Below are 17,096 nucleotides of genomic sequence, written 5' to 3'. Positions count from 1 at the left end.
TGGGCAACTTTCGCCGCCTAGCAAAAGATGTCGAGGTATTGACGGCGACAGCGGAGAATTTCGTGCGCGTCGCCATGCTAAAAATAACACTTGCCAAACTACGATAGACATTAACCAGACAGCTTCTTAGGGCAGACCGAAAGCCTGTAGTGCCCGTGTTAAACTCGATCCAGTCCATTTTACCGTCACCCTCTGGGAACCCGACCATGCAGCCCTGGCAAGATTTCACCGCCCCCGCCGATTATTTGAAAGACCGCGTCATTCTGGTGACCGGTGCGGGCCAGGGTTTGGGCGAAGCCGCTGCTATGGCTTTCGCCGCGCATGGCGCCACTGTAATCCTGCTTGGGCGTAACGAGAAGAAACTAGCCAAAGTCTACGATGCCATTGAGGCCGCTGGCGGGCTCAAACCTGCCGCTATTCCATTGGATATGGCCAAGATGACCGACCAGGACTGCGTCAATCTGGCCAACCTCATCTGGAAGGAGTTCGACAGACTCGATGGCATTGTCCACTGTGCCAACGGATTCAACCATCTTTCACCGCTGATCAACCAGAAGCTGGAAGAATGGATGGATATGTACCGCGTCAACGTTGCCGCGCCTTTCGCCATCAATCGTAGTTGCCTACCCTTGCTCAAGCGCGCAAAGGACAGCAGCATCATCTTTGTTGGCGAACAACACGCCTTCGATGCCAAAGCCTACTGGGGTGGCTTTGCTGCAAGCCGGGCAGGCCAGGCTGCACTCGCTGCCATCACCGCCGATGAATGGGACAAAGACCCTATGCCTCGCGTCAATCTGCTGATCCCCGGCCCAGTACGTACCCCTTTCCGAACCAAGACCCATCCTGCTGAAGACATGGATGCCCTGCCCTTGCCCGCCGATATGGTCCCAGCCTTCCTATGGCTTATCGGTTCCGCCGGCAGTGCGGTACGGGGCGAAACCCTGCGCTTCAACCCCGAACAAGGTGCCGGATGGGCGAACAGCTGAACGTACCTAGCCTGGTACGGCTGGACAAATGGTTATGGGCTGCCCGCTTTTTCAAGACGCGCAGCCTTGCCAGCACCGCTATCGACGCAGGTCATGTCCATCTGAATGACGAGCGGGCCAAACCTTCTCGCAACGTGAAGGTGGGTGACCAGCTCCGTATCCTCAGTCCAAGCGGTGAATTTGTGATCATCGTTCAAAAGTTGGACGAACGACGCGGGCCCGCTAGCGAGGCGCGCCAGCTATACAGCGAAACAGAAGCGAGCCAAGCGGCACGCGAGGCAAAAAGACAGGCCCAAGCACTCGCTCCAGTATTTGACCACCCTGATGTACGCGGCCGGCCGACCAAGAAGTGGCGACGCCAGTTGCATGAGTTCGAACGCAAACAAGCTAAAAACTGAGCACTGACTCAAAGGCCGCGAAAGCGGCCTTTTACATGGCCAGTCACCCAATCAAAGATAAGGTCTTGATTGGTATCGTCACGACACTGCTTCATCCCCTTCCCCAACACAGTCTGTTTTTTCGACACATCGCCAACAACAGCAATGCGGCTGACATGGCGACAAGGTAGAGTTGCGCCCGGCACAGCACAAAGCATGTGCTTGATCGATCCGTCGTCAACCCGGTGTGATCGATTACAACCTGCCACCGGTTTCGCAGCCGGGAACAGGTCCTCAAAATAATACGAGAGTGAGACAGAAGCATGGATAGAAGACAGTTTTTGAAAGCTGGCGGCTTTATCACGGCCTCAGTAGCCGGCTTGGGCTTGTTCGGATGCGGTAGCGACAGTGATAGCGCAAGCGCCGCTCCCGTCGCAGCCAAAGGCAAAGATTGGCAATTCCCGCAAAGCATTGCATCGGGCGACCCGCGGCCCGACGGCATCATGCTGTGGACCCGCGTCGTGCCCAGCAGTGTGGACCCTGTTGCCAGCAGTGACGAAGCCGATTTCTCCATCCGCTTACAGATCAGCGAGGCAGACCATACCAGCACCCTGGGCGGCAATACCGGCATTGCAGGCGGCTTGGTGCTCGACACGATGGTGCCTGTCTTGAGGGAATTCGATCATACGGTTCGTCATAAGGTAACCGGGCTGGTCCCAGGCAAGTCCTATTACTACCAGTTCATCGCAGGCGATACCCGCTCCAAGATTGGCTGTTTTAAGACCGCGCCCGCCAAGGACGCCGATGTTGCCCAACTGAAGTTTGCCTTTCTGAGCTGCCAGGACTGGAGCATCAACCACTGGGGCGCCTATGCCCATATCGCCGCCAACGAGAACCTGGACTTCGTCGTCCACCTAGGCGACTACATCTACGAGACGGTAGGTGAGGACTTCCAGATCGGTGCAGTGGAAAGCCGACACGATGCGTTGCAATTGCCTAATGGCACATTCAAGAACGGGGTAAACGGACCCAAGTACGCCACGACCTTGGCCGATTACCGCTACCTGTACAAGAAATACCGTACCGACAGCCGCTTACAGGCTGTGCATGAGCGCTTCTCTTTCATTGCCGTCTGGGACGACCACGAATTCAGCGACGATTGCTGGAACGACGCCCAAACCTACAACAATGGCACAGCCAGTGCCGCCGGGGGTGACAACGAGCACCAGCCAGCCCGTCGCCGCAGTGCAAGCCAGGCCTGGTATGAGTTCATGCCGGCCGATATCTACTTCAGTACCAGCCAGCGTGAAGGCGTATTCAATATCCGCATCTACCGCGAGCTGCAGTTCGGCAAACTTGCCCATCTGGTGATGACGGACGAACGCCTGTACCGCAGCGACCACCTGATCCCGGAGGCCACCACCAATCCGATCACCGGTGCGGTGTTAGGCAGGATTGGCAGCCGCTATCTGGTGCCACAGGAAACGCTGGGCATTGTCGAAACCTTGAAGATGGCCAGCGGCAGAGCACAAGGCGATGAACTCGCCCATGTCTCCATCCTGGGCAAGACCCAGCGTGACTGGTGGCAGAAGACCATGCAGACTTCGCCCGCTACCTGGAAGCTATGGGGCAACGAGGTTTCCCTGCTCAAGATGGGCATTGATGGCAGCAACGCCATTGCAACCCTCGTCGCACTCAGTGTCATCCCTTCGCTGGCAAGCAATATCGCCACCACAGCCCCAGTTGCGGGTAATAACCAGGTAGTCGCTGCCGCTATTGTTGCAGCCGTGGCCGCCGGCGCCAGCAATGCTACAGCAGCGGGTGGGGCTACAGCCATTGCTATGAGCGACGCCGCCAATGGCGACACGCTGGCCGCCGCTGTTGGCGCTGGCCTGACCGCACAACAAGCGGGTTTGGCTGTGACTGTATTCAATACCGTAAAAGCAACTGCTGCCGCAGGCGCAAACGCGGCCCAGCAACAACAAGCAGGAGCATTACGTATCGCCGAGGGTTTAACAGGCCAGACCGGCCTCAATGCCGTCCTTGCCGCCATCCAGACAGATATTGCTGCCAAAAAGCAGACCTCTGCCTTTGTGCCCGCCGCCATGCAGGCCAGCCTTGCACCCTTCTTTACCCGGTTTGTGCTCAATGCCGACCAATGGGATGGCTTTAATGCTGAACGCAAGGCGCTCATGCAGCACCTGAGCAGCAACAACATCAAGAACGTGGTTGCGTTGACGGGCGATATCCATGCCTTCTACGCCGGTGCGGTACACGACAACTACGATGCAGGCAACGCCAGCACTCCGGTGATGGTGGACCTGGTAACCGCAGGCGTCAGTTCGGATTCGTTCTTCAACTACCTGAAAGACGCTGTATCCGGCGTTTCAGACAGGCTCGCCACGCTGGTGTACTACCCGCTCAATGTGCCTGTTCCTGGCCTGGGTGCGGTGACGCTGAATGTAAACCTGCTGGATCACACCTTGCGCAAAAGCACAGTTACCGCCGCCAGCCTTGCCGAAGGCCTGCGCGTGCAACTGCGTAGCATGTTGGCCGGTAAAGGCATACCGGAAGTACAGCTCGATGCCGCTACGACCGCGGTGCTTACCGGCCTGCAAGCCGATGCCGGCTTCAACAGCCAGCTTCTGCCGCTGGCGCAAGCCTTGGCGGGCCTGAACAGCAACCCGTGGCTAAAACTCGCCAATACCGATGCACAAGGGTATGCAGTGGTTACTGTCACACCCGATGCGCTCACCTGTGAATTCAAGCAGGTCAATAAACTGGTCGGCAATACCGCACCTGACACCATCATCGCCAACAGCGTGGTAGCGACAGTTCAGAAGGATGTTGCGGCAATCGCACTGGGCTAAACCACACCTTGTTTGCATCACCATAGCCCCGCAGCTTGCGGGGCTTTTGCTTGCCAGAACAGCGGCGTAGACTGCGCGGCTTTCCCGCCATCGAGTGCTGCGATGAAGCCCGCCATTCACTACCGCATTTCCGCTGCTTCGCCCGAAGCCCATTTGTTTGAAGTCCGACTCAACATTGCCCAGCCTGACCCTGCCGGTCAGGTCTTGAGTCTGCCGGTCTGGATTCCGGGCTCCTATCTGATCCGCGAATTCGCCAAACATATAGTCAGCATCCGTGCTGAAGACGAGCGCGGTGAAATTGCGATCGAGAAAACCGACAAGAACCACTGGCAGCTGGCCCCTGCACAGGGCGCTGTGACAGTTCGCTATACCGTGTATGGCTATGACTTGTCGGTACGTACTGCCTACCTCGACCAGACCCGTGCCTTCTTCAATGGCAGCAGCGTGTTTCTGGCGGTCGACGGTCAGCAGGACCAGCCGGTGGAAGTTGATATCGTCGCCCCCAGCGGCAAGGCATACCGGGAATGGCGGGTTGCCACCAGCCTGCCTGCACACAAGGCCAAGCCCTATGCGTTTGGCAGCTATCGCGCCAGCAATTACGACGAGTTGATCGATCACCCGGTTGAAATCGGTGACTTTACTCTGATCCAGTTCAAGGCGTGTGGCGTACCGCACGACTTCGTACTTTCCGGCCGCTTGCCCAAGCTCGACTCCAAACGCCTCGCACGCGATACCAAGAAGATTTGCGAGCATCAGATCCGCATGTTTGGCGAACCCGCCCCCTTCGACCGTTATGTCTTCATGACCTTCGTCAGTGGCGAAGGATACGGCGGGCTGGAACATCGTGCCTCCACTGCCCTGATGTGCGCCAGGGAGGACCTGCCCAAGGATGGCGAAACCAGCATGAAGAACGGTTATCGCCAGTACCTGGGTTTGATTTCGCACGAGTACTTCCACAGCTGGAATGTGAAGCGCATAAAACCCGCTGCCTATGCACCCTACCCGGCCGATGGCGAAGCTTATTCCCGGCTTCTGTGGGCCTTTGAAGGGCTGACGAGCTATTACGATGACCTGACCTTGGTCCGTACAGGGGTAATAGATGCCGACAGCTACCTGGAATTGCTCTCGCAGACCATCACCGGTGTGATGCGTACACCGGGCCGTGAAGTGCAGACCTTGGCCGAATCCAGCTTCGATACCTGGATCAAATACTACCGTCAGGACGAAAACAGCCTGAACAGCGGTGTCAGCTATTACACCAAGGGCGCGTTGGCCGGCTTGTGCCTCGACCTGCATATCCGCAAGGAAACCCAGGGCAAACGCAGCCTCGACGATGTCATGCTGGCCCTATGGCAACGCTATGGCCGTGACTTCTATGCCGGCAAGCCGGTAGGTGTACCGGAAGATGCCTGGGAGACCGTAGCGGAAGAAGTGACGGGCGTGGATCTGAAGCCTTTGTTCGACCGTTTCCTTCGCAGTACCGAAACATTGCCGCTGGCTGAGATGCTGGCCAGCGTCGGCATTCAATGGCAGGCGCGTAGCCCGGTAGGAAATGGCGACAAGGGTGGCTGGCTGGACAAGATCAAGCCAACCGGCGTATGGCTCGGCGCGCGAACCGGCAGTGACGGCGCGTTGGTGAAACTGACCCATGTCTTCACCGACGGACCTGCACAACATGCCGGCCTGAGCGCAGGCGACGTGCTGGTCGCCATCAATGGCCTCAAAGCCACGGCCGCCAATCTTGAAACAGCGTTGGCCACAGCAAAACCGGGAGATAAATTCGATGTATTGGCTTTCCGCCGTGATGAGCTGATGCAGTTCAAACTCAAGCTCGACGCTGCACCGACTGACAGCGTGGGATTGAAGCGGGATGAGACCGATGCTGTCAAAGTGGCGGCGCGGCGCGCATGGTTGAACGCCTAGAACCTGTTCCAAGTCTGCTGCGCGTCAGCAATACGGCGTTGAAAACACCCTCGGAATGCTCATTTACCACTTGTAAACTCCGCTTCCTCGGGTGTTTTCGCCTTGTCTTGCTATAGCTCGCGAGACTTTGAATAGGTCCCTAAGAACCTGCTTACGATCTGTCGTGAGTAGTTGTCAGCAGGGCGCGCAGCCCGTTTTCTTATAATCTGTGCCCTTATCAAGTTCCCAGGAAACTGAAATCCAACTCTGGCTTGCGACCGGCAATCAGCTCAGCCACTGCCTTGCCTGAACCTGGTCCTTCAGTCCAACCCAAGGTGCCGTGACCGGTATTGAGGTAGAGATTGGGTATGCGCGAGCGGCCTATCAAGGGCACATTCGATGGTGTGGATGGACGAAGTCCAGTCCAGAACTGTACGGAATTTGGGTCTGCGGAATTTGGGAACAGCTCGAAGTAGCGCTTGATCAAAGCTTGGCAACGCACAGGATTGAGTTCGGTGCTGTAACCATCGAGCTCTGCCGTGCCGGCAATACGGATTCTGTCGCCCAGGCGGGTGTAGACCATCTTCATGGCGTCATCAGTAATGCTGACGCTGGGCGCACCTTCATACCCTTCGGTCGACATCGTGGCCGAATAACCCTTGGTGGGGTAGATCGGCAGATACAATCCCAAGGGGGCAGCCAGCAGCGGACTGTAGCTTCCCATACACAGCAGATAGACATCCGCCTTCAAGACTTGCTCACCACTTTCGCAGGTACGTACCCGTACACCCGAGATCTCTCCGCCTTCTGACAACAAAGCGCGAATGCAGGTATTGAACTGAAACTCAACGCCACGGTCTGCTGCTAGCCTGGCCAAACTTTGCGTAAAGAGGCGTGCATCGCCAGATTCATCGTCCTGCGCCCAGGTAGCGCCAGCCAGACGTGACCCGAGCATGGCCAGAGCGGGTTCAAGCTCCACAGCCCGTTCACGCGTTATCGCTTCACGGTTGCATTGGAATTGGCGCATGAGCGCAGAAGCTTCGGCTGCCGCATCAAATGCCTGCTGGTCGAAGAATATTTGTAAAATGCCCCGGCTGGACTGGTCATACTGGATGCCAGCACTGGCGCGTAGTGCTTGCAACGTGGTACGACTATAAAGGCCCAGATTGACCATCTGTACGATATTACGTGTGGTACGGCTTGGCAGACACTCGCGCAGGAATTGTGCTCCCCAGGCCCACTGGCGCAAATCGAACCGTGGCCGGAACAACAGAGGTGAATCATCATGCCAAAGCCATTTGAGTACTTTCAAAGGCGCATCAGGATTTGCCCAAGGTTCGGACTGGGACACGGAAATCTGGCCGCCATTGGCAAAACTGGTCTCCAGTGCGGCTTCTGGTTGCCTGTCCAACACTGTTACTTCGAAACCCGCTTCGCGCAAAAACCAAGCTGAACTTACGCCGGTAATGCCTGCCCCGAGGATCAGGACTCTCAAGTACTTCTCCTTTTCGCCACAATGCCGTTTGCATCGCATCCGACTGAGCCTAATAATAGGCAGATATCTACAAGCGGCAATTATCCAACAAAAATCACAGGGATACGCTTTCCATGACTTTAACCCTGCGTACCGCCGTCATCCTGGCGATTCTGACCGGGCTTATGGTGCCGAGTATTTTCATCAATCTTTTGAGTATCCAACGGCAAGAAAATGCCCTACTCAAGAACCTGGAAGAAGACCATAAGCGTATCACCGATATTCTTGTGCTCGGTATGCAGGAGCCCCTGTGGAATCTTTCACCCGATACCGGCAAACCACTACTTGATTCTGTGATGAGTGACACCCGCATCGTGCGGGTCAGTGTGCAGGACGCCACACTGGGGACTTTTCTTGAACGCAACCAGCCGGAACGGCGCCAGGGCAAACTTCGGATCATTCCACGGGATGTAAGAAAGCAAGGGAATGTCATCGGCAAGGTGACGGTTGAAATGCACGATGGCGCGGCTTTGGACTCCATCCACCAGTACCAGCTTTACTCCATCATCACTGCTGCCATCCAGCTGGCTATCAGCCCCGCGCTTATCCTGTTGCTGCTGCAAAGCCGCGTGTTGAACCCGTTGCAACGGCTGATGGCGGAGTCAATCCGGCTCGCGAAGCGTGAGCTGTCGACCCCATTTGAATGGAAACGCCAGGATGAGATCGGCAAGCTCGGCCAAAGCCTGGAAATCACACGCCAGTCGCTGCACAGCCTGTTTGGCGAGTTGGAAAGCAAAAACCATGAGTTGGAAGCCGACATTCAGCAACGACGGCAAATCGAGCAAGCGTTACGCGCCAGCGAAGACCGCTACCGCCGTCTGGTCGAATCCACCAATGTTGTGCCGTGGGAAGCCAACCCATCCGAATGGCGCTTTACCTATGTCGGGCCTCAGGCTGAAGTGCTGTTGGGCTACCCGCTGCATATCTGGTACAGCGAAGGCTTCCTGAGCAGCTACCTGCACCAGGACGACCGTCATCTGGCCTACAAGCTGTTTACTGAAGCACAGGACATCGACCGCCCCATCGAGTTCGAATGCCGACTGCTGGGCAATGATAACCGTCAGGTCTGGGTCATGTTGATCGCCACCGTCATCCCCGATGATGCCGGCGAGCGACACCTGCAGGGGTATCTGATCGACATCTCCGCACGTAAGACAACGGAAATCGAGCTGAACCACTATCGCAACCACCTGGAAGAACTGGTCGAACAGCGCACCAAGGCGCTGGCTGCCGCAAATAAGGAATTGGAAGCCTTTTCCTACTCGGTTTCCCATGACTTGCGTGCGCCATTACGTAGCGTCGATGGGTTCTCACAAGTGCTGTTGGAAGACTACGCGGATAAACTTGACGATGCTGGCCGGCAATATCTGGCTCGTATCCGCCGCGCCACGCAGAACATGTCCAACCTGATTGACGACCTGCTCAATCTATCCAAGCTCACCCGTAGTGAAATCAAGACCCAGCCGGTCAATCTTTCAGAGATCGCTATCGATATCCTGCAGGAACTCGAAAGCAGCGAGCCGAAACGTCAGGTGGCACTCAATATCATGCCGAATCTGGTTACCGAGGCCGATCCTAAACTGATACGCGTTGCATTGCAGAACCTGCTATCCAATGCCTGGAAGTTCACTGCCAAGACCCCAAGTGCCGAGATCAAGTTCGGCGCTACCCATATCGATGGTCAGAATGCCTTTTACGTATCGGACAACGGTGCTGGCTTTGATATGACCTACGCCGACAAACTGTTCGGCGCGTTCCAACGTCTGCATAACGCGCAGGAATTCGAAGGAAACGGTGTAGGACTTGCGATTGTTCAACGGATTATCAACCGTCATCACGGTAAAATCTGGGCCAAGGGCACGCAAGGCCAGGGGGCCAGTTTTTACTTCACGCTGCCACGCCAGGCAGAAAATGGAACAAGCTAAGTGTTTGATTGTAAATAAACACATCAACAATTTCCGCTTTAGGGTCATCTGCGCACTTCACAAGATAAATGCTTGTGCTATAGTGCGCCCGACTCGACAAGAGAACGAACGTTCTCCAAATGCCAAGGAAACTGAAACATGGACGATAACAAAAGCAAGGCGTTGGCCGCCGCGCTAGCGCAGATTGAAAAACAATTTGGTAAAGGCTCCATCATGAAGATGGGCGAAGGCCAGATCGAGAACGATCTGCAGGTCGTCTCGACAGGTTCGCTAGGCTTGGATCTCGCGCTTGGTGTGGGTGGCTTGCCTCGGGGCCGTATCATCGAAATCTATGGCCCAGAGTCATCTGGTAAGACCACGCTGTGCCTACAGGCGGTTGCCGAGATGCAGAAGCTTGGCGGCGTAGCGGCCTATATCGATGCAGAAAACGCGCTCGACCCCGTGTACGCCGGCAAACTCGGCGTGAATGTAGGCGATATGCTTATTTCGCAACCCGATACTGGTGAACAGGCCCTAGAAATCGCCGACATGCTGGTACGTTCGGGTAGTGTGGACATCATCGTGGTCGACTCGGTCGCCGCCTTGGTGCCCAAAGCCGAAATCGAAGGGGAAATGGGTGACAGCCATGTGGGCTTGCAAGCCCGCCTGATGTCCCAGGCGCTTCGTAAACTGACAGCCAATATCAAACGTACCAATACACTGGTGATTTTCATCAACCAGATCCGTATGAAGATCGGTGTGATGTTCGGCAGCCCGGAAACCACCACTGGCGGGAATGCGCTCAAGTTCTACGCTTCTGTCCGTCTCGATATCCGCCGCATTGGCGGTATCAAGAAGGGTGAAGAAGTCGTTGGTAACGAAACACGCGTCAAGGTGGTAAAGAACAAGGTATCTCCCCCGTTCCGCGAGGCCCACTTCGATATCCTGTATGGCCAGGGCATTTCGCGTGAAGGTGAGATCGTCGAAATGGGTGTCCAGCACAAGCTGGTGGACAAATCCGGCGCATGGTACGCCTATCAAGGTAATAAGATCGGCCAGGGCAAGGACAACGCTCGTGAATATCTGCGTGAGAACCCTGCTATCGCCCGTGAAATCGAAGCCAAGATTCGTGCTGCTGTGGGCATCAACTCCCCATTACCGGTTGGTAGTGAGCCAAGTAATGCGGAAGAAATGCCCGAAGAAATCTAAAAACCCGTTCATGTCTGTTGCGCGGCCGAGATTAGAGCTTATGTGTTGCGCTTCACCCTGCTGACAGTTGCTCGTGACAGATCGAGAACAGGCTTTGTATTCAACGGCCCAAACGCCACCCCGTGCGGGTGGCGTTTTTTATTCTTGCCCTTCTTATGCCCAATACCGAAACCATACGTGACAAAGCCATGGCCCTGCTGGCCCGACGCGAATATTCAAGACAGGAGCTGTACCGCAAGCTTAGTCAGCAGGATATTGACCGTGCTGAACTCGAGATGCTGCTGGATGAGTTGACAACGCGTGGCTGGTTATCGGATTTACGCTTTGCCCATGCTTATGTTGAAACCTATGCAAATCGATTTGGTCGATATCGATTGGAGAACGAATTAAGAGAACGCGGCATTGCGGATGATGTAATCCAAACTGCCATGGCTGAAATACCCCCCGTAGAGAGTGAGCTGAGTCGGGCAAAAGCCGTGTGGCAAAAGAAGTTCCGTACACTGCCGCAGGATGCGGATGAACGTGCACGGCAAGCACGCTTTTTACAGAGTCGTGGCTTTGCTTATGACACAATACGCCGAGTGCTCTCGGTGTCGGACAATGAATAAGACGCTTATGATTCCACGCAAACTGGGCTTGGTTGTCGGCCTACTGATGATTGCTGCTATTTTCATCGGCTCCCTCATGCCCAATCCCCCTCTACCTGATGCCCCTAACAGCGACAAGCTCGCTCACCTGCTCGGCTACTCCGTATTAAGTACTTGGTGGTCGCTCAATCTGCCAAGGCGTCCTTGGATAGTCTTTCTCGTGGGTAGTGCTTTTGGGGTACTTATCGAGTGCTTGCAGGCTTTAACCCCATACCGAAGTTTTGACCCACTCGACATGTTGGCTAATAGCACCGGCTGCTTACTTGGCCTACTAGTGGCTTGGCTGCTGCATTCGCGTATCAAAGTCACTGTCCACCCCTAGAAGTTATTCACTGTCTCCCCTAGGTCAGCGATACTGCGCTGAAAACGTCTGCAGAGCCCCACCTTACGCCATGCAGGCATCGCACCCGTTGTTGTTTCTGCTTCGTCTCGCAGCAACGCACGAGACTTCGAACAAATTCCAAGAATAGGGAGAGACATGAAAAAACCATTGTTATCACTGCTTCTAGCCACCATGGTGCTCAACGTGCAGGCAGCTAAACAATCCGACACCTACCAATGGCTCGAAGAGGTTGGCGGTACCAAGTCACTGGAGTGGGTAAAAGCACAGAATGCCATCAGCCGTGGCATGCTGGAACAGGAACCAAGCTATGCAGCTTTACGTAGCCAAATTCTCGACATACTCGATTCCAAGGCACGTATCCCCTATGTCAGCAAGCTGGGTGACTATTACTACAACTTCTGGCGCGATGCAGAGCATCCACGGGGTGTCTGGCGTCGTACAACAATGGCAAGCTATAAGGCTGCAGAACCAAAATGGGAAACCGTACTCGACCTTGATGCTTTGGCACGCGAAGAAAATGAAAACTGGGTCTTCAAGAACAGCAATTGCCGCTACCCAAACTACGATCGTTGCTTGATTGAACTCTCTCGTGGCGGCGCCGATGCTGTCGTAGTGCGTGAGTTCGATATTGCCAGCAAGTCTTTTGTAAAAGATGGCTTCACCCTGCCGGAGGCCAAAACCAGCGTCAGTTGGCAAAGTGCCAATGCCATATTCGTCGGCACCGACTTTGGGCCGGGGTCACAAACCGATTCTGGCTATCCAAGAATCGTCAAGCTCTGGGAGCGTGGTGCTCCCCTCAGCGCAGCCAAGACCGTGTACGAAGGCCAAAAGGCTGACATCTCAGTTTCAGCCAATGTATTGGAACGTACCGGTTATCGATATGAAGTCGTGGAACGCGGGTTGACCTTCTACACCAGCGAGACGTGGTTACGCGAGGGGGGCAAGCTGAGTCGGATTGCAGTACCAGATGATGCCAAAGTCAGCTTTTTCGGTCCCCAGATACTGGTCCACCTGCGTAAGCCATGGCGTATAGGTGACCAGACATGGCCAGCAGGTAGTCTGCTAGCTACTGATTTCAAGGCTTTCCAAGCCGGTCAACGTCAATTCACCTCCTTGTTCACGCCTACTGCAACAACCGCTTTGGAACGCGATGGGGTCAGCTTTACCAAGAACTATGTTCTGTTGAGCACGCTGGATAAAGTGAAGGGCCGCATCATTGAATGGCAATTCGATGCCGGTAAGTGGACCTCACGTAATGTTACCGCACCAGCATTTGGCAGCCTTGGTGTGATTGGCATAGACGAAGACGGCTCTGATGAGTATTTCCTGACCCATGTCGACTTCCTCACACCCGACTCACTCTACCTGGGGCAAGCCGGTAGCGATGATCACGAATTGCTCAAGCAACGCCCGGCATTCTTCGATGCCAGCCACTTCGAGATTGCCCAGTACGAAGCCAAGTCCAAGGATGGTGTCCAAGTTCCCTATTTCATTGTCAAAAACAGGGACATGAAACTGGATGGTAACAATCCCACCTTGCTCTATGGCTATGGCGGTTTTGAAGTCAGCCTGACTCCATGGTATTCAGCAGGTGCCGGCAAAGCGTGGCTCGAAAAGGGTGGCGTGTATGTCGTGGCGAATATCCGCGGAGGCGGTGAGTTCGGCCCACGCTGGCATCAAGCCGCATTAAAGCAGCACCGCCAGAAAGCTTACGACGATTTTGCTGCCGTTGCGGAAGACCTGATCGCACGCAAGATCACCCAACCCAAGAAGCTCGGCATCATGGGCGGCAGTAATGGGGGTCTGCTGATGGGTGTGATGCTGACCCAGCGCCCTGACCTCTTTGGTGCCGTAGTCTGCCAAGTTCCACTGCTGGATATGCGCCGCTACAACCAGCTGCTGGCAGGTGCATCCTGGATGGGCGAGTTCGGCAACCCGGATGTCGCATCTGAATGGCAATACATCCGCAAATTTTCGCCCTATCACAACATAAAAGCAGGGGTGAAGTACCCCAATGTTCTCTTCACTACGTCAACCCGTGACGATCGCGTCCATCCCGGACATGCCCGCAAGATGATGGCCAAGATGCAAAACATGGGTATCAAGAATGCCTGGTACTACGAAAACATTGAAGGGGGTCACGCAGGTGCAGCAGACAACCGGCAAAAAGCTGATATGACCGCACTTGAATACAGCTTTCTTTGGAAAACGTTGAACTAACTAAGAGTCCCTAACGAAACCCTTCTGGCGTTGTTGCGCAAGCTTGCCGTACACACGTACTGTCCACGCTTGCGCGCCTAGCCAGAATCGCTTCGCTGGGTTTTGTTAGCGACTCTAATTACACATGTCACCTGGCCGGCCATATGGCCGGCTTTTTCATGTCCAATTGCTGTTTATTGGAACGCTTCAAGATTCAGTAACACACATAAAACAAATACATACACCACATGATCATGCTGTAGCCTCCGCCAAAGCAGCAGTTTCGGGCATAATTAGCGGCTATTTTTTGACTTCCCGCACGGATCATCCTCGTCATGCGTACCGCAGAAATCCGCCAGAAATTCCTCAGCTTTTTTGAAAGCAAGGACCACCAGATCGTCGCTTCAAGCCCGCTTGTTCCGGGCAACGACCCGACCATCATGTTCACTGTGGCCGGCATGGTGCAATTCAAGGATGTCTTCCTCGGCTTTGAAAAACGGGGCTACACCCGTGCCACAACCAGCCAGAAATGCCTGCGTGCCGGCGGAAAACACAACGACTTGGAAAACGTCGGTTATACCGCGCGCCATCACACTTTCTTTGAAATGCTGGGTAATTTCAGCTTCGGGGACTACTTCAAGCGCGACGCCATTACCTTTGCCTGGGAATTTCTCACCAGTCCCCAATGGTTGAACCTGCCCAAAGACAAGCTGATGGTCACTGTCTACGCGACAGATGACGAGGCATATGATATCTGGCACAAGCAGGTTGGCCTGCCTGCTGAGAGAATCGTTCGTATTGGCGACAATAAAGGTGCGCCATACGCCAGCGACAACTTCTGGACAATGGGCGATACCGGCCCATGCGGCCCATGTACTGAAATCTTCTACGATCACGGCCCAGAAGTCGCGGGCGGCCCGCCAGGCAGCCCAGATGAAGACGGCGATCGTTTCATGGAGATCTGGAACAACGTGTTCATGCAGTTCAACCGTGATGAAGCCGGTGTATTACATCCATTGCCCAAGCCTTCTGTTGATACCGGCATGGGGCTGGAACGGCTTTCCACCGTACTGCAACACGTCAAGTCCAACTACGAAACTGATATCTTGGCCGGTCTGGTCAAAGCAGCCGCTCGGGAAACCGGGGTAGCTTATAGCCAGGATGTGCCATCGCTAAAAGTGATCGCCGATCATATCCGTGCCTGCGCCTTCCTGGTTGCCGATGGCGTGCTGCCTTCCAATGAGGGGCGCGGCTATGTGCTGCGCCGTATCGTCCGTCGTGCAGTCCGCCATGGTTATAAGCTCGGCCAAAAGGGCTTGTTCTTTCACAAACTGGTGGCAGATTTGGCCCTTCTGATGGGCGATGCCTATCCACAGCTGGTGGAAGGGAAAGATCGTATTACCACCGCGCTGAAAGCCGAAGGAGAGCAGTTCGCCCGTACACTCGATATCGGCATGGCTTTGCTGGAAAAATCTTTGGAGGGTGGCAAGAAAGTATTGGATGGAAAAACCGCTTTCACTTTGCATAGCACTTACGGATTCCCCATCGACCTGACTGCCGATATCTGTCGTGAACGCCAGCTGGAGCTGGATATGGCAGGTTATGAACGCGAGCTTGCAGAAGAGCAGGAGCGTGGTCGTGCTGCTGGTAAATTCAATGCGACAGCCAATGTGGAATACAACGGTAACGATACCATCTTCGAAGGCTACACCAGCAACAGTACTGAAGCGCGTGTACTGGCGCTGTATCGAAGTGGCGTAGCGGTAGACGCCTTGCAAGCTGGCGAAGACGGCGTGGTTGTACTCGACAACACCGCTTTTTACGCTGAAGGTGGGGGCCAAGTTGGTGACTGTGGTGAAATCATTGCCGCTGGTGGTATCGATGCGTTATTTGATGTCTTGGATACGCAGAAGGTGAAAGCTGCCGTATTCGGCCATCAAGGCAAACTGGTGCGCGGCACCTTGCGACTGGGTGATGCGGTTACCGCCACCATCGACTTGCATAAGCGGCTGGCAACTGCGCGTAATCATTCGGCTACTCACCTGTTACATGCAGCGCTGCGCGAAGTGCTCGGTACGCATGTGCAGCAGAAGGGCTCTCTGGTCAATGATGAACGCACACGTTTTGACTTTGCGCATACCCATGCTGTCACTGCTGAAGAAATCGCCAAGATCGAAGCGGTGGTCAATCATGTGATCGCACAGAACTACGAGGTAAGCGCCACCATCATGAAGCAGGATGAAGCGCTTAAAGCCGGTGCAATGGCGCTCTTCGGCGAAAAATATGGCGAAGAGGTGCGTGTTTTGAAAATGGGTAACTTCTCTACTGAGTTATGCGGTGGTACCCATGTTCACCGTACCGGTGATATCGGTTTCTTTAAGATCATTGCCGAAGGCGGTGTCGCAGCAGGTATCCGCCGTGTAGAAGCCGTTACAGGCGCTGGTGCATTAATCTATGTGCAAGACCTGGAGAGAGAGTTAAAAGCGGCTACACATCTAGTTGGCGCCCAAGCCGGTGACTTGATCGGTAAGCTGGAAAAACTGCAGTCCGAGCAAAAGATGTTGGAGAAAGAACTAGCCAAGCTTAAGGGCAAGCTGGCAGCTAATGCAGGCGACAGTCTGCAAGAACAAGCTATCGAAGTGAATGGTATCAAAGTACTGGCAGCGACCGTGGAGGGCGCTGACAACAATGCCATGCGCGAGATGGTCGATAAGCTGAAAGATAAGCTTGGCAGCGCCGCTATCGTGCTGGCTTCGGTATCTGAGGGCAAAGTCGCTCTGGTGGCAGGCGTTACTTCCGACCTGACCAGCAAGATCAAAGCTGGAGATCTGGTGAACTTTGTCGCCCAGCAGGTTGGTGGCAAGGGCGGTGGTCGCCCAGATATGGCTATGGCTGGTGGTACCAATGCTGCGGGCTTACCTGCAGCTATAGCCGGTGTCGCCGACTGGGTTAAAGCCAAGTAAGAGAGATGTATTCGCTTGAATAAACAAAAGGCCGACACGGGTCTGTCAGTAATTTCGTGTTCAAGGCATATCATGCTCCCAAGGAGAATGTATGCCTCGCAAACCGAAAGCCAAGCCGGTGGAATTGCCGGCAATTCCCGCCGAGCTCCTAGCTCAGTTCGG

The 17,096-nt window shown here is 54.8% G+C and carries 11 protein-coding genes; 10 read left to right on the top strand and 1 reads right to left on the bottom strand.

Annotated elements, in window-relative coordinates:
• The first annotated feature begins 206 nt into the window (after positions 1 to 206).
• From ACUHMQ_RS17955 to ACUHMQ_RS17940, 4 genes are all read left to right on the top strand, one after another.
• Positions 207 to 986, top strand: a complete 780-nt coding sequence (locus tag ACUHMQ_RS17955) for an SDR family NAD(P)-dependent oxidoreductase (protein WP_445296835.1) — start codon at positions 207 to 209, stop codon at positions 984 to 986.
• Positions 971 to 1,384 (top strand): Hsp15 family ribosome-associated heat shock protein, encoded by a 414-nt coding sequence (locus tag ACUHMQ_RS17950; RefSeq protein WP_445296834.1) that lies wholly within the window; start codon positions 971 to 973, stop codon positions 1,382 to 1,384. Before ACUHMQ_RS17955 ends, ACUHMQ_RS17950 begins: the two co-directional genes overlap by 16 nt.
• A gap of 302 nt (positions 1,385 to 1,686) precedes the next feature.
• Positions 1,687 to 4,233 carry an alkaline phosphatase D family protein gene (locus ACUHMQ_RS17945; RefSeq protein WP_445296833.1) on the top strand — a complete coding sequence of 849 codons (2,547 nt, stop codon included), beginning with the start codon at positions 1,687 to 1,689 and terminating at the stop codon, positions 4,231 to 4,233.
• 102 nt (positions 4,234 to 4,335) lie between these two features.
• A complete protein-coding gene (locus tag ACUHMQ_RS17940) occupies positions 4,336 to 6,156 on the top strand; it encodes a M61 family metallopeptidase (RefSeq protein WP_445296832.1) in 1,821 nt (606 codons plus the stop codon).
• Positions 6,157 to 6,373: 217 nt separating this feature from the next.
• Here ACUHMQ_RS17940 and ACUHMQ_RS17935 read toward each other — a convergent pair whose 3' ends face one another.
• Entirely contained in the window at positions 6,374 to 7,630 is a 1,257-nt protein-coding gene (locus ACUHMQ_RS17935; protein ID WP_445296831.1) for a D-amino acid dehydrogenase, read from the bottom strand.
• Positions 7,631 to 7,743: 113 nt separating this feature from the next.
• Between ACUHMQ_RS17935 and ACUHMQ_RS17930 the strand changes: the two genes are divergently transcribed.
• The 6 genes from ACUHMQ_RS17930 to alaS all read left to right on the top strand — a co-directional run bounded on the left by ACUHMQ_RS17930 (position 7,744) and on the right by alaS (position 16,934).
• A complete protein-coding gene (locus ACUHMQ_RS17930) occupies positions 7,744 to 9,594 on the top strand; it encodes a sensor histidine kinase (protein WP_445296830.1) in 1,851 nt (616 codons plus the stop codon).
• Between the two features lie 138 nt (positions 9,595 to 9,732).
• A complete protein-coding gene (gene recA / locus ACUHMQ_RS17925; RefSeq protein ID WP_445296829.1) occupies positions 9,733 to 10,782 on the top strand; it encodes a recombinase RecA in 1,050 nt (349 codons plus the stop codon).
• A gap of 155 nt (positions 10,783 to 10,937) precedes the next feature.
• On the top strand, positions 10,938 to 11,390 hold the full coding sequence (gene recX, locus ACUHMQ_RS17920) for a recombination regulator RecX (RefSeq protein ID WP_445296828.1): 453 nt from the start codon (positions 10,938 to 10,940) through the stop codon (positions 11,388 to 11,390).
• Positions 11,383 to 11,751: a VanZ family protein gene (locus tag ACUHMQ_RS17915; RefSeq protein WP_445296827.1), complete on the top strand. Its 369-nt coding sequence runs from the start codon at positions 11,383 to 11,385 to the stop codon at positions 11,749 to 11,751. Before recX ends, ACUHMQ_RS17915 begins: the two co-directional genes overlap by 8 nt.
• 156 nt (positions 11,752 to 11,907) lie before the next feature.
• Complete coding sequence (locus ACUHMQ_RS17910; protein WP_445296826.1) at positions 11,908 to 13,992, top strand: prolyl oligopeptidase family serine peptidase; 2,085 nt, start codon at positions 11,908 to 11,910, stop codon at positions 13,990 to 13,992.
• Between the two features lie 314 nt (positions 13,993 to 14,306).
• Positions 14,307 to 16,934 carry an alanine--tRNA ligase gene (alaS, locus tag ACUHMQ_RS17905; RefSeq protein WP_445296825.1) on the top strand — a complete coding sequence of 876 codons (2,628 nt, stop codon included), beginning with the start codon at positions 14,307 to 14,309 and terminating at the stop codon, positions 16,932 to 16,934.
• Positions 16,935 to 17,096: the final 162 nt, after the last annotated feature.

The organism is Chitinimonas violaceus (assembly GCF_052601015.1).
The sequence above is the reverse complement of the archived record's forward strand: the minus strand, read 5'-3'. Positions and strand labels throughout refer to the sequence as shown.